The following is a 12,620-nucleotide window of genomic DNA, read 5'->3' on the forward strand; positions in this document are numbered from 1 at the left end:
GTATGCATAAAGGGGAATTAACAAAGGTTAATCCCCCAAGAATTACAACTGAGCCGTTTTCGGACTGCCCCCTAAATCATATCCTCGCATTGTAATAAACAAAAAAGGTTCGCCGTAATGACGAACCTTTTTGCTCTTCCTCTTGGACTTGAACCAAGGACCCTCTGATTAACAGTCAGATGCTCTAACCGACTGAGCTAAGGAAGAATGTTGTTTTTTCTCAAATGCGCTGCAAAAGTAATAGGATATTTTGAAATATGCAATATCTTTGCAAAAAAAATATCGAGAATGGATAAAATAATTGGATTGGGAAATGCCTTGGTTGATGTGTTGGCAACCCTTGACAGTGATGAAGTCTTGGTGGAAATGGAGTTGCCTAAAGGCAGCATGACGCTTATTGATGATGATAAATTATTGAAGATCAATAAATACTTTAGCCGGATAAAGACCCATTTGGCAACCGGTGGCTCTGCCGGAAATGCCATTCGTGGTATGGCGCAGCTTGGCGCAGGCACCGGATTTATTGGAAAAGTGAATAATGATACTTATGGCAACTTTTTCCGTGAAAGTTTGTTGAAACATGGCATTGAGGCCAATTTGTTACTTTCCGATACATTGCCTTCGGGAGTTGCTTCTACTTTTATATCTCCGGACGGAGAGCGCACTTTCGGTACATATTTGGGGGCGGCGTCTACATTGAAAGCGGAAGAATTGTCGCTGGAGATGTTCAAAGGATATACATATCTGTTTATTGAAGGCTATTTGGTACAGGAACACGATATGATTCTCCGTGCCATCGAGTTGGCGAAAGAAGCCGGTTTGCAGGTTTGCCTGGATATGGCAAGTTATAATATTGTGGCGGGCGACCATGATTTCTTCTCTCTTCTGATTAACAAATATGTGGATATTGTCTTTGCCAACGAGGAAGAGGCGAAAGCGTTTACCGGCAAAGAACCCGAAGAAGCGTTGGATGTCATCGCTAAAATGTGCAGCATCGCCATTGTAAAAGTGGGAGCGCGAGGGTCGCTTATCCGCAAAGGAACGGAAGCAGTGCGGGTTGAGGCTGTGCCTGTGGCAAAGGTGGCTGACACCACAGGTGCCGGAGATTTCTTTGCCGCCGGGTTTCTTTATGGGCTTACCTGCGGATATTCTCTGGAGAAATGCGGAAGAATAGGTGCCGTCCTTTCGGGTGAGGTCATACAGGTGGTTGGAACGGAACTGCCGGGTGAAAAATGGGAGAAGATAAAAGAAAAGATATTAATGATAAATTAGGATATATGAAATATGTAAAGATACGTTGGATGGTTGTTCTGCTTTTGGTGGCAGGCACATGCTTCTTTTTCGGGTTTAAAAGTGGCGACAGCCGTAGTTTCCAGATAGCAAAGAATTTGGATATATTTAATTCCGTCGTGAAGGAGTTGGATATGTTTTACGTGGATACGATAGACCCCAATAAGACTATCCGCACCGGAATAGAGTCCATGCTCTACTCGCTCGATCCCTATACGAATTACTTCCCTGAGGAAGACCAAAGCGAACTGGAGCAGATGCTGAAGAATTCGTATGGCGGCATCGGTTCTATCATCACCTGGAACACCAAGTTGAAACGTTCCATGATAGCCGAACCTTATGAAAACATGCCCGCCGCCACCGTAGGGTTGAAGGCAGGTGATATTCTGATGGAGATTGACGGGAAAGACCTTGCCGGGAAGAACAATCAGGAAGTGAGCGAGATGCTTCGCGGGCAGGTAGGTACAAGTTTCAAACTCAAAGTGCAGCGTCCCGGCACAGAGAAGCCGTTGGAGTTTGACATCGTGCGCCGTTCCATCGAACTGCCTTTGATTCCTTATTATACCGTTCTGGACAAGCATATCGGTTATATCAACCTTACTTCTTTCTCCGGCAATCCTTCCAAAGAGTTCAAGCGGGCATTTCTGGACTTGAAGAAGCAGGGGATTACTTCTTTGGTCATCGACTTGCGCAACAATGGCGGCGGCTTGCTGGACGAAGCGGTGGAAATAGCCAACTTCTTCCTGCCACGCGGCAAAACATTGGTGACAACGAAAGGAAAGACGAAACAGGCAAGCAATACGTATAAGACGTTGCGCGAACCGTTGGACTTGGAAATCCCGTTGGCTGTATTGGTGAATAGCGCTACGGCTTCCGCATCGGAAATCCTGGCGGGGGCGTTGCAGGACTATGACCGTGCAGTGGTGGTAGGCAACCGTACGTTTGGGAAAGGGCTTGTGCAGACCACCCGTCCGTTGCCTTATGGGGCGACCATGAAGCTGACGACTTCCAAATACTATATCCCGAGCGGGCGTTGCGTACAGGCAATCGACTACAAGCACCGCAACGAAGACGGCAGTGTAGGCCGTATTCCGGATAGTTTGACTACTGTATTCCACACGGTTGCCGGGCGTGAGGTGCGTGACGGTGGCGGGGTCACTCCCGATGTCAGCGTCAAGCAGAATAAGCTGCCTAACATTCTGTTCTATTTGGTAAATGATAATCTGATATTCGATTACGCCACGGAGTATTGCCTGAAGCATCCTGCCATTGCGGCACCCGAAGATTTTGTGATAACGGATGCCGACTATGCCGACTTCAAGTCGATGGTGCAGAAAGCCGATTTCAAGTATGACCAGCAGACGGAGAAGATTTTGAAAAGCCTGAAGGAGATGGCGGAGTTCGAAGGATATCTGACTGATGCATCGGATGAATTCAAGGCTTTGGAGAAAAAATTATCCCATAACCTGGACCGCGACCTTGAGCATTTCTCGGAGGATATAAAGGAAATGATTGCGGTGGAAATTATCAAACGCTATTATTACCAGCGCGGTGGAATCATACAACAGTTGAAGGACGATAAAGACCTGAAAGAAGCGACCGGCATATTGACTTCCCCCGGGAAATATAAACAGATGCTCGGCATCCCGCAAACCCAAGAGGGTGACGGCAAGAAAGGGGAATAACTTGAACGAAGCCAATATAGGGATATTCAGTAACTGTTCCTGCTGAAAGATACGGAAGAGAGTATGTCAAAACTCCCTTATTAACCAAATCACCCCTGCCACAGATGTCTATGGCAGGGGTGGTTTATGTATTCCGGGTGTTTAGACATACCCTCTGATTTTCTTGTTTTAGGAGTATCCCTATATTGGCTCCGTCCGGAAATCTACTGTTTTTCTATGTAATCCCCGTTTTTCCTGATTAGTTCGATTAGCTTTTCTACAGCTTCCTCTTCGGGAATGTTCTTTTCGATGCACTCCTTTCTTTTGTACAAGCTTATTTTGCCCCGTCCTGCGCCTACGTATCCGTAGTCGGCATCCGCCATTTCGCCGGGACCGTTGACGATGCATCCCATGATGCCGATTTTAAGTCCTTTCAGATGCGATGTCGCTTGTTTGATGCGGGCGATGGTGCTTTCAAGGTCGTAAAGCGTACGGCCGCAACCCGGACAAGAGATATATTCGGTCTTGCTGGTGCGGATGCGCCCTGCTTGCAGAATGCCGAAAGCGGTGGCGTCTACCACCTTGTCATTTATCGCCTTGTCCCCTGCCTGTCCGTTTTGGTTGAAAAGGAAAATGCCGTCGCAGAGCCCGTCGATGATAAGCGCTCCCATATCGGCTGCCGACTTGATTTGCAGGTTTTCCGTTTCCGTTTCGGCATAATGCTGGAAGAAAACAAGCGGGTTTTTCAATCCCTCGTTCATCAACTGGTGGGCTAAGGCACGATATTCACCCAAACGGTTCGGGTGGTTGCTTTGTGCCACAAGCACCACTTCCGGATGGTATTTCAGACCGGCAATCGCTTCATCGTTCAGTCCCATGTAAGTGATGAACAGGAACTTCAGCGGTGCGTTACATCCGCTGATAAACGGCAGTTGCTCTACTTTGAACACAGGCGATGTATTGGGTTGCCCTTCCCAGAGGTCGGCGTCAATGATGTATTGCACGCCTTCGGCAGGATGTTCGGGCAGTTGGCGCCCCACGTACACGTAATCGGGCATGAACTGCGGATTAAAATCCGTATTTCCGTCCAATCGTGCGGCAATGACTACGGGAAGATTGTCTCCGCCTATGTTGCGCACCGCTGCCGTGGTTCTGCGGTCGGGCGACAGGTAGTTGAACCCGGGGGCTGTTGCGCCCGGTATGTAAGGGTGATTGCGGCGTTGCGCGATATAGTCCGCCAACTTCCTGGCAACAGGGATTTCCGCTTCGGGCGCTTCGCTCAGCGATACACGGATTGTATCACCCAGCCCGTCCGCCAATAAAGCGCCTATGCCCAATGCCGACTTGATACGCCCGTCCTCGCCGTCGCCGGCTTCCGTCACGCCCAGGTGCAGCGGAAAGTGCATTCCCTCTTTTTCCATCACATCGGCAAGCAGGCGTACGGTTTTCACCATGATTACCGTGTTGGATGCCTTGATGGAGATAACCACATCCCGGAACTCCTCCGCCACGCAGATGCGCAGGAACTCCATGCAAGACTCCACCATGCCTTCGGGCGTATCGCCGTAGCGCGACATGATGCGGTCGGACAGCGACCCGTGGTTCACGCCGATGCGGATAGCCGTATGGTTGGCTTTGCAGATGTTCAGGAACGGGACGAAGCGGTCGCGTATCTTGCGGACCTCCTGCGCATACTCCTCATCGGTATACTCCAGATGTCTGAAAGTACGTGCGGCGTCTACGTAGTTGCCCGGATTGATGCGCACTTTCTCCGCGTACTGTGCCGCCACGTCGGCCACTTTCGGGTTGAAGTGTACGTCCGCCACTAAAGGCACCATGCAGCCCTCCTGGCGTAAGGCGGCATTGATGTTCATCAGGTTTTCCGCTTCCTTCACGCCCTGTGTGGTGAGGCGCACATATTCGCCGCCGGCGTCCACAATGCGTTTTGCCTGTGCCACACACGCGCCGGTGTCCTGCGTGGCAGTGTTGGTCATGCTCTGTATGCGGATAGGATTGGAGCCGCCCATAGGGGTGGCTCCGATATTCACTTCCGATGTTTCCCGTCGGGAATAATTGAATATATCCACGTTTGTAAGTGATTAGTTTACTTTATACTCGTACTTGATTTCTTTCAGGTCTTCGTTCGCTTTCACGATTTTCTTTTTCAGCCCCTCTTTGTAGGCTGCAAAGGCTTCTGCCAGTCCCTCGTCGCTCAATGCGAGCATCTGCACGGCAAGGATGGCGGCATTCATCGCCCCGTTGATGGCTACGGTGGCAACCGGAATGCCCGGAGGCATCTGGATAATGGAATAGAGCGCGTCTACGCCGTCCAATACGGAACCCTTGACAGGCACCCCGATTACGGGCAACGTGGTATTGGCTGCAATGACACCGGGCAGGGCGGCAGCCATGCCGGCAGCGGCGATGATTACTTTAATCCCGCGCTTGCGGGCACCTTTGGCAAACTCTTCCACTGCTTCCGGAGTGCGGTGGGCGGAGAGGGCGTTCATTTCGAACGGCACATGTAAATCATTGAGCAGTTGCGCCGCCTTTTCCATGACAGGAAGGTCGGAAGTGCTGCCCATGATAATGCTGACAATTGGAGTCATGTTGTTGGTAATATGTTATGTTAGTAATATGTTATGTCAGTCAAGTGAATAATTAAACGGGTTTGTATCATCAGAGCATAACTTCCGAGCTACGCTCTGAATGACGGGTGGTATAAGACGGTTGCTCGTTAACCGTTTCAACCGTTAATCAAAGCTTTGTATGCTTCCGCATCCAGCAGGCTGTCGAGGTCCGCATCGGCGGGTTTCATCTTGATGAGCCAGCCTTCGCCGTACGGGTCTTTGTTGACCAGTTCGGGCTGTTCTTCCAAAGCCTCGTTCTGCTCCAGCACCTCTCCTGCCACGGGCAAGAAAAGGTCGGAGATTGTCTTCACCACTTCGATTGTGCCGAATGCCTCGCCGGCAGCCAATGTCTCGCCCACGGTCTGGATATCGACAAACACGATATCTCCCAATTGCTCTTGGGCGTAATCGGTAATTCCTACATAAGCTACATCGCCTTCCAGACGGATCCATTCATGCTCTTTCGTGTACTTTACATCATTCGGAAAATTCATAATCGTTAGTTTTAAGAGTTAATATTTAGAGTAAGAAAATGTTGAACAGGCGAAATACCAGTTTGCTGACCGGGTGCAGCACCAGCAGCGAGCAGACCAGCCCCACGGCAAACCCGCCCATCACCTCGCCCAGCGTGTGGTGTTGCAGGATAATCCGTGCCGTGCCCAGCACTCCCGCAATGAGGATGAATATGCACAGCCAGCCTACCGGGTTGTATCCGAACAGGGCGCTGAAGGCAACCAGCCCGCCTATGATGGCGCCGGCTCCCGCCATGTGTTCGCTCAGCTTCCATTTCAGGTTCACCACCACGCAGATAACCATCATGACGAGGGCGGCGAGGATAATCCCGGTCATATACCAGGGGATATTCAGCCGGTGCATCATGAGCAGGCAGAACACGTATGAAGTGATGGTGAGGATGAAGGGTATGTACCTTCGTTTCCGCTCCGCCAGATCTTCCGGGCTGAACCCGTTGATTTTGCGGAAGAGGAATATGGTGAGGGTGGGCATCAGGATTGTAAAGCAATATACCACGCCCAGCACAATCAGTTTGTATTGCAGGGGCATGATGCGCAGGTACGAGAATACGAACAGGATCAGGAATGCCAGGAAAGGTATGGAAAACGGGGTGAATAGTACCGAAATCACCTTAGCCGTCCTGACGAGGGTCTTGTCGGTTATGATATGTTGTTCTGCTGCCATTTCTTTATTTTTGCATTGTCATTCTACCATTTTCGTTGCTTTATCGCCGCCGCTACCTCCTCAGCCGTGCCACCGGAATGTTCAGTTGCTGGCGGTATTTGGCTACGGTGCGGCGGGCTATCGGGTATCCTTTCTCTTTCAGTATCTCGGTCAGTTCATCGTCCGTATAAGGCTTCTTCTTGTCCTCGCCGTCGATGCACTCCTTGAGTATCTTCCGTATTTCGCGCACGGACATCTCCTCTCCGTCTTCCGTGACATAGCCGTCGCTGAAGAAGTACTTCAGCGGATAGATGCCGTAGTTGGTCTGCACGTATTTGCTGTTGCTTACGCGGGAGATTGTCGAAATGTCCAGCCCGGTGCGTTCCGCCACATCTTTCAGTATCATGGGGCGGAGCAGCGACTCGTCGCCGTCGAGGAAGAAAGGGCGTTGCAGGTCGATGATTGCCTGCATGGTGACCGTCAGGGTGTTCTGCCGTTGCTTCACGGCATCGATAAATCCCTGTGCGGCGTCCATTTTCTGTTTCAGGAACATCATTGCCTCTTTGGACTCCTTCGACTGGTTTGCCCTGTTCCGCGTGTGTTCTTCCACCATTTCGGTGAAATCGCGGCTCATGCGCAGTTCGGGAACGTTCCGGTTGTTGAGCGACAGGTGAATCGTGCCGTCATCGTAGGTGTCCACCAGGAAGTCCGGCACAATCTGTTGCAGGTTCTTGCCGATTGTCTCGCCCAGCGATGCGCCCGGACGCGGGTTTAGCTTGCATATCTCTTTGATGGCGTGGCGGCACTCCTCTTCCTGCAAATCCAGCTTCTGCTGTATCTTGTCCCAATGCTTGCGGGTGAAATCCTCGTAACATTCGGAGATAACGGCCTCTTCGACGGACAGCAGCGGGTTGGGGGCGGAGTGCTGTTGCTCCATCTTGCGCCGTATCTGTATGAGCAGGCACTCTTGCAGGTCGCGTGCTCCCAATCCGGCGGGGTCGAAGTCCTGGATGATTTTCAAGGCTTCTTCCAGCTCTTCGGCGGAGGCGTCTATGCCGACATAGATGGCAAGTTCGTCGCTGATGCTGTCCAGCGATTTGCGCAACAGCCCGTCGTCGTCCAGCGAGCCGATAAGGTATTCTGCCAGTTCGCGCTGCCGGTCGGTGAGGTTGCGTTCGCCCAGCTGCTCTTTCAGTGTTTCGTAAAAGGAAGTGGTGTCGGAGAAAGGAATCTCTTCCGCCTGTTCCCCCTTGCTGCGGTTGTTTTCCTGCAGTTTGTAGTCGGGGATGTCGTCCTCGTTGAGGTAGTCGCCCAGTGAGTCGTAGTCAATGTCCCCGCCCTCTTCCGCGTTGCCGGCATCGGGTGCGTCGGCATACTCGTCGCCCGCGGCATCCTCTTTCCCCTCTTCCAGCGCGGGGTTTTCCAGCAGTTCGGCACGTACGCGGTCTTCCAGTTCTATTGCCGGAAGTTCCAACAGCTTTACCACCAAAATCTGCTGTGGCGACAACGTCTGTATCTGCTGTTGTGCTTGGGTCTGTATCTGTCGGGAGCCTTGTGCCATACCTTACATTGTTTACTTGCTGCAAAGATAAGTTTTATCTTCGCACTTGCTGCAAAAATAGTGAATTGTTCGCGAACGCGAAATCTTCTCTTATGATATTTAACAAGAAAGCGGCGGAGTTGTTGCGGGAACCGGGCGTCGGATGTGTTTTTTTGTCCTTCTGCCTTTTCCGTCCTTTCTGTGCTTCTGTCCTTTTTGTCCTTCTGCCTTTTCCGTCTTTCTCTCTTTCCTCCTTTTTTATCTTTTTGTCTTTTCACCTTTTTGTCCTTTTGTCACCCCGCCCGCATCTGCTGACAATCTGTATTTCCCGTTGCCGCAGAATCGTTTTTTTCCGCCCTTGCGTGCAGCCGGCGGAAAAAAACGGAACGGAAAACACGCATCTTCCCGATAGCCAGCGCGGTAGCGAAATGTTTACAAACAAACCGGCGGGAAAGAACGCCGGAAATGCCGCGTGCAGGCATCCCGTCCGCCGGAAAACGGTATCTTTTTCGAGCGGCATTGACATGGCTCGCGATAGACATTAATGCCTGTCGCGATAGACATTAATGTTCCTCACGAGCGATGTTAATGCCGCTCGGCTGAAACACTTGTACCTCTCGCCCGAAACACCTGCGTCCATCGGAGGGAAGTTCCGGTTTCTGCATAAACGGTGCATATCCATCGGAAAACGGAGCATATTTATCCGCACTTTATGCAGCATGTTCCTGTTTCGGCAAAAGGTGGCGGGGATGGAGTAAGCGGAAAGGCTGTTTTGCCGCCTTTTTGTCATAAGGCGGGCGGAAGATGCTTCATTTTGCAGCCGCGCACAGGGTCGGGACCGGTTGGCTTCCGGTAGCTGCAGGACTGCTTGCATCTACTCGGCTACTTGTACGGGCGCGGCTCTTTCATGAACAGAAGTTGGAGGGAACCGGCATCCGAAGAGGTTACGGGGAGTAAAGGGAGTTATATGCCGATAATATCGCTATACATCAGAAATATCGGCTTTTAACTCCTCAGCCCGAAGGGCGGTAACTCCTTCCAACTCCCTCCGGCTCCTGTTCATGGAAAAGCCGTGGCGCGTGCAGGCAACTTTTCTTGTCCGCTTTTCCTTATCCTTTCAAATATTCTCGTTATCTTTGTGGTATAACCATTTAAATAATGTACGCTATGTTTGCAAAAGAAACGTATATACAGCGCAGGGCGCTGCTGAAGAAGCACGTAGGTTCGGGAGTGTTGCTGTTCCTGGGCAATGACGAGCAGGGACTGCACTATGAGGACAACACGTTCCGTTATCGCCAGGACTCCACGTTCCTGTACTATTTCGGACTGTCGTTTGCCGGCCTGTCGGCGATTATTGACATCGACGAGGACAGGGAGATTATATTCGGCGATGAGCTGACGATAGACCATATCGTCTGGATGGGCACCCAGCCCACGCTGAAAGAGAAAAGCGGGCGTGTGGGCATAACGGATGTGATGCCTGCCGTCGCCATTGCGGACTATCTGCGCAAAGCGGCGGACAAGGGGCGGACCGTGCACTACCTGCCGCCTTACCGGGCGGAGCATAAGCTGAAGCTGATGGACTGGCTGGGCGCCCCGCCTGCCCGTCAGGAAGGCTCCGTGCCGTTCATCCGTGCGGTTGTGGCGCAGCGCAACTATAAGTCTGCCGAAGAGATAGCAGAGATAGAAAAAGCATGCGATGTGACTGCCGACATGCACATCGCCGCCATGAAGGTGCTTCGTCCGGGCATGTACGAATATGAGGTGGTGGCGGAAATGAACCGTGTGGCGCAGTCCAATAACTGCGAACTCTCTTTCGCCACGATTGCCACTGTCAACGGGCAGACTTTGCACAACCACTATCACGGCAATAAGGTGAAGCCGGGAGACTTGTTCCTGATTGATGCCGGTGCGGAAGTGGAGTCGGGCTATGCGGGCGACATGTCGTCTACCATTCCTGCCGACAAGACGTTTACTCCCCGCCAGCGTGCCGTTTATGAAATTCAGAATGCGATGCACCTGGAGTCTGTCAAGGCGCTCCGCCCGGGCATCCCCTATATGGATGTCTACGACCTCTCCGCCCGTGTCATGGTGGAAGGGCTGAAGGAACTCGGGCTGATGAAAGGCAATGCCGAAGACGCCGTGCGCGAAGGTGCGCACGCCCTGTTCTACCCCCACGGGCTGGGACACATGATGGGGCTGGACGTGCACGATATGGAAAACCTCGGCGAGTTGTGGGTGGGCTACAACGGCACGCCCAAAAGCACGCAGTTCGGCCGTAAGAGCCAGCGCCTTGCCATTCCGTTGGAGCCGGGTTTCGTGCATACCGTGGAGCCGGGCATCTACTTTATTCCCGAACTGATAGACCTTTGGAAGGGCGAGAAGAGGTTCGGGGATTTCATCAATTATGACAAGGTGGAGGAGTACCGCAACTTCGGCGGCATCCGCAATGAAGAGGATTACCTGATAACGGAGACCGGTGCGCGCCGCCTGGGCAAGAAGATACCGCTGACGCCGGAAGAGGTGGAAGCGTTGAGGTGAGCCGGCTGCCGGAAGCGCTGAAAGCTGAAGGCGGAAAACGGAAAATCGGAAAATGAAAAGTTGAGAGTTGAAAGCCCGGTGCGTCCGAATGGCGCGGCAGGCTTTCAACTCTCAACTTTTATTGGTGTAGACGTGTAGTCCCTTCCAGGTTCTTATGCGTGCAGTTCCAATACGAACCGCGCGCCTTTGGTATAACTGCCGTCCAGCGTCAGGCTGCCGTTCATTTTGGTGGCAATCAGCGAGCAGATAGGTAGTCCCAAGCCGTCGCCCTGTGTCAGGTCCTTTACCTCGGTGAAAGGCTTGAATATGTTTTCGCGCTGTTCTTCGGGGATGCCGCAGCCGGTGTCGCTGATAATGAACTGATGCGTGCGGGCACCGCGTTTCTTGAAGTCCAGCCATATCTTGCCGCCTGCGGGAGTGTATTCGGCAGCGTTCTCCAACAGATGCAGCAGCACGCGCTCCAGGTGTTCGGGATTAATCTTCACGTTCAGCTTTGGGGCGTTGACGGAGAGGGATACATCCTCTTGCACTTTTCCCTTTATTTTGTCCATGACGCTTTCGCAGAAAGCCGAAACGTTTTTCTCTTGCATTTCGTATGGCTCGGACAGGCTGTTCTCCAGGTCGGACAGTTCCTGGATGTGGCCCGAGAAAATGCGCAATGCCTGTACGCCGGGCAGTTGCGGGTCGAGCGTGTCCAGAGTCGGTTCCATTTGGGCGGAGATATTCCGGATGAATTGCGTCTTCAGTTCGTTGTGCTCGTTGGCGATGCCGATTGCTTTCTTCTGTTTGCGCGTCAGCAGGATGAAGCGCAGCAGGACGATGGCGCCTATCACCAGTGCTGCCGCCAGGATGGCTGCCAGTATGCAAAGGCCGATGATGATGTATTGCTTGGCGGAGAGGGAACCGTCTTTCTCCTGGATGGTGGCGAGGCTCTCGTCGTATTTCCTTTTCAGGATGTTCAGTTCGTCTTGCGCGGTGAGTGCCTTGACGGAGTCTGTCCAGATGATGTACTTGTCGTAAGTACGCGCCACCAATCCCGCATTGTTCGCCTTGCGGGCTATGTCGATGAGGGTTTTGTAGCATTCGTCCACTTTGGCGTAGTTCTTCTGCTGCTTGTATTGTTCTATCAGCTTTTTGAAAGCCGCGTCGCCTTGCGCGTTCATGCCGAACGTGTAGTAGTAGTTGGCTTGCGTGTAGAGGAAGTCGTTGTTCAAAGAGTCGTTCTTGGACGTCCGGGCAGTCTCTTCCAGCTTGTTCAGCTGCTCCTTGGCGCGGGCGGGGTTTTTGATGTTGATGTACATCTGCAACCGCTCTTTGTTGATGCGGAAGTGCAGGTCGGGAAACTCCTTGCCGAGCTTTTGCTCGCCTGCCCCTACCAGCTGTTCGGCGCTACGCAGAAGTTCGAACGCTTCTTTGTAATAGTTCTCGCGATGGTAGAGCGCGCTGGCATTGACGCCGCACTCGATGGCCTGCACGTATTTTTCCTGTGAGGAGAAGGAGTTGTAAGCCTGCAGGAAAAGATAACGGGCTTTGATGTATTCTTTTTTTGCCAGACTTTCTTGCGCCTGTTTCATCAGTTCGTCGGCACGGCTTTGTGCGTATGTGTGCGCGCAGAGGCAGAAAAATGCCACAAAAAGTATTGTAACGATTCTTTTCATTATGGGTGATTTTATTTTTGCAGACAAAGTTAAAACTTTCTTCGCTATGTTGTATGCAAAAGTCTAAGAGCCTGTTTAAATTTTCTTCAAAAAGTTTTTCTTCAGCTTCTTTTGAGGTTCT

10 protein-coding genes and 1 tRNA gene are annotated in these 12,620 nt (G+C 51.9%); 3 read left to right on the forward strand and 8 right to left on the reverse strand.

Annotated elements, in window-relative coordinates:
* Positions 1–133: 133 nt before the first annotated feature.
* A tRNA-Asn gene (locus QZ327_RS13270) sits at positions 134–207 on the reverse strand.
* A gap of 81 nt (positions 208–288) precedes the next feature.
* Here QZ327_RS13270 and QZ327_RS13275 point away from each other — a divergent pair.
* Positions 289–1,272 carry an adenosine kinase gene (locus QZ327_RS13275; protein WP_294620054.1) on the forward strand — a complete coding sequence of 328 codons (984 nt, stop codon included), beginning with the start codon at positions 289–291 and terminating at the stop codon, positions 1,270–1,272.
* 5 nt (positions 1,273–1,277) lie between these two features.
* On the forward strand, positions 1,278–2,975 hold the full coding sequence (locus tag QZ327_RS13280; RefSeq protein ID WP_294620056.1) for a S41 family peptidase: 1,698 nt from the start codon (positions 1,278–1,280) through the stop codon (positions 2,973–2,975).
* A gap of 203 nt (positions 2,976–3,178) precedes the next feature.
* Here QZ327_RS13280 and QZ327_RS13285 read toward each other — a convergent pair whose 3' ends face one another.
* The 6 genes from QZ327_RS13285 to QZ327_RS13310 all read right to left on the reverse strand — a co-directional run bounded on the left by QZ327_RS13285 (position 3,179) and on the right by QZ327_RS13310 (position 8,842).
* Entirely contained in the window at positions 3,179–5,041 is a 1,863-nt protein-coding gene (locus QZ327_RS13285) for a 4-hydroxy-3-methylbut-2-en-1-yl diphosphate synthase (RefSeq protein WP_294620058.1), read from the reverse strand.
* Positions 5,042–5,053: 12 nt separating this feature from the next.
* Positions 5,054–5,563 (reverse strand): 5-(carboxyamino)imidazole ribonucleotide mutase, encoded by a 510-nt coding sequence (purE, locus tag QZ327_RS13290; RefSeq protein WP_294620060.1) that lies wholly within the window; start codon positions 5,561–5,563, stop codon positions 5,054–5,056.
* Between the two features lie 137 nt (positions 5,564–5,700).
* Complete coding sequence (gene gcvH, locus QZ327_RS13295) at positions 5,701–6,078, reverse strand: glycine cleavage system protein GcvH (protein WP_294620062.1); 378 nt, start codon at positions 6,076–6,078, stop codon at positions 5,701–5,703.
* A gap of 25 nt (positions 6,079–6,103) precedes the next feature.
* Entirely contained in the window at positions 6,104–6,781 is a 678-nt protein-coding gene (locus QZ327_RS13300; protein ID WP_294620064.1) for a hypothetical protein, read from the reverse strand.
* Positions 6,782–6,833: 52 nt separating this feature from the next.
* Positions 6,834–8,321: an RNA polymerase factor sigma-54 gene (gene rpoN, locus QZ327_RS13305; RefSeq protein ID WP_294620066.1), complete on the reverse strand. Its 1,488-nt coding sequence runs from the start codon at positions 8,319–8,321 to the stop codon at positions 6,834–6,836.
* Positions 8,322–8,593: 272 nt separating this feature from the next.
* The gene (locus QZ327_RS13310) at positions 8,594–8,842 is read right to left on the reverse strand and encodes a hypothetical protein (protein ID WP_294620068.1); all 249 of its coding nucleotides are present in this window, start codon (positions 8,840–8,842) and stop codon (positions 8,594–8,596) included.
* A 625-nt stretch (positions 8,843–9,467) separates the two neighbouring features.
* On the opposite strand from QZ327_RS13310, the gene QZ327_RS13315 reads away from it, so the two are divergent.
* Positions 9,468–10,841, forward strand: coding sequence for an aminopeptidase P family protein (locus tag QZ327_RS13315; protein WP_294620070.1), 1,374 nt, complete (start codon positions 9,468–9,470; stop codon positions 10,839–10,841).
* A 152-nt stretch (positions 10,842–10,993) separates the two neighbouring features.
* Here QZ327_RS13315 and QZ327_RS13320 read toward each other — a convergent pair whose 3' ends face one another.
* Positions 10,994–12,499: a HAMP domain-containing sensor histidine kinase gene (locus QZ327_RS13320; protein ID WP_294620071.1), complete on the reverse strand. Its 1,506-nt coding sequence runs from the start codon at positions 12,497–12,499 to the stop codon at positions 10,994–10,996.
* Positions 12,500–12,620: the final 121 nt, after the last annotated feature.

Source organism: uncultured Bacteroides sp. (genome assembly GCF_910578895.1).
Lineage (GTDB): Bacteria > Bacteroidota > Bacteroidia > Bacteroidales > Bacteroidaceae > Bacteroides.

Bases quoted from the DNA above. Each gene is read 5' to 3' on its own strand.
- QZ327_RS13300 (WP_294620064.1), bottom strand. From the start codon at position 6,781: ATGGCAGCAGAACAACATATCATAACCGACAAGACCCTCGTCAGGACG.
- QZ327_RS13275 (WP_294620054.1), top strand. From the start codon at position 289: ATGGATAAAATAATTGGATTGGGAAATGCCTTGGTTGATGTGTTGGCA.
- QZ327_RS13310 (WP_294620068.1), bottom strand. From the start codon at position 8,842: ATGTCTATCGCGAGCCATGTCAATGCCGCTCGAAAAAGATACCGTTTT.
- gcvH (WP_294620062.1), bottom strand. From the start codon at position 6,078: ATGAATTTTCCGAATGATGTAAAGTACACGAAAGAGCATGAATGGATC.
- QZ327_RS13315 (WP_294620070.1), top strand. From the start codon at position 9,468: ATGTTTGCAAAAGAAACGTATATACAGCGCAGGGCGCTGCTGAAGAAG.
- purE (WP_294620060.1), bottom strand. From the start codon at position 5,563: ATGACTCCAATTGTCAGCATTATCATGGGCAGCACTTCCGACCTTCCT.
- rpoN (WP_294620066.1), bottom strand. From the start codon at position 8,321: ATGGCACAAGGCTCCCGACAGATACAGACCCAAGCACAACAGCAGATA.
- QZ327_RS13280 (WP_294620056.1), top strand. From the start codon at position 1,278: ATGAAATATGTAAAGATACGTTGGATGGTTGTTCTGCTTTTGGTGGCA.
- QZ327_RS13320 (WP_294620071.1), bottom strand. From the start codon at position 12,499: ATGAAAAGAATCGTTACAATACTTTTTGTGGCATTTTTCTGCCTCTGC.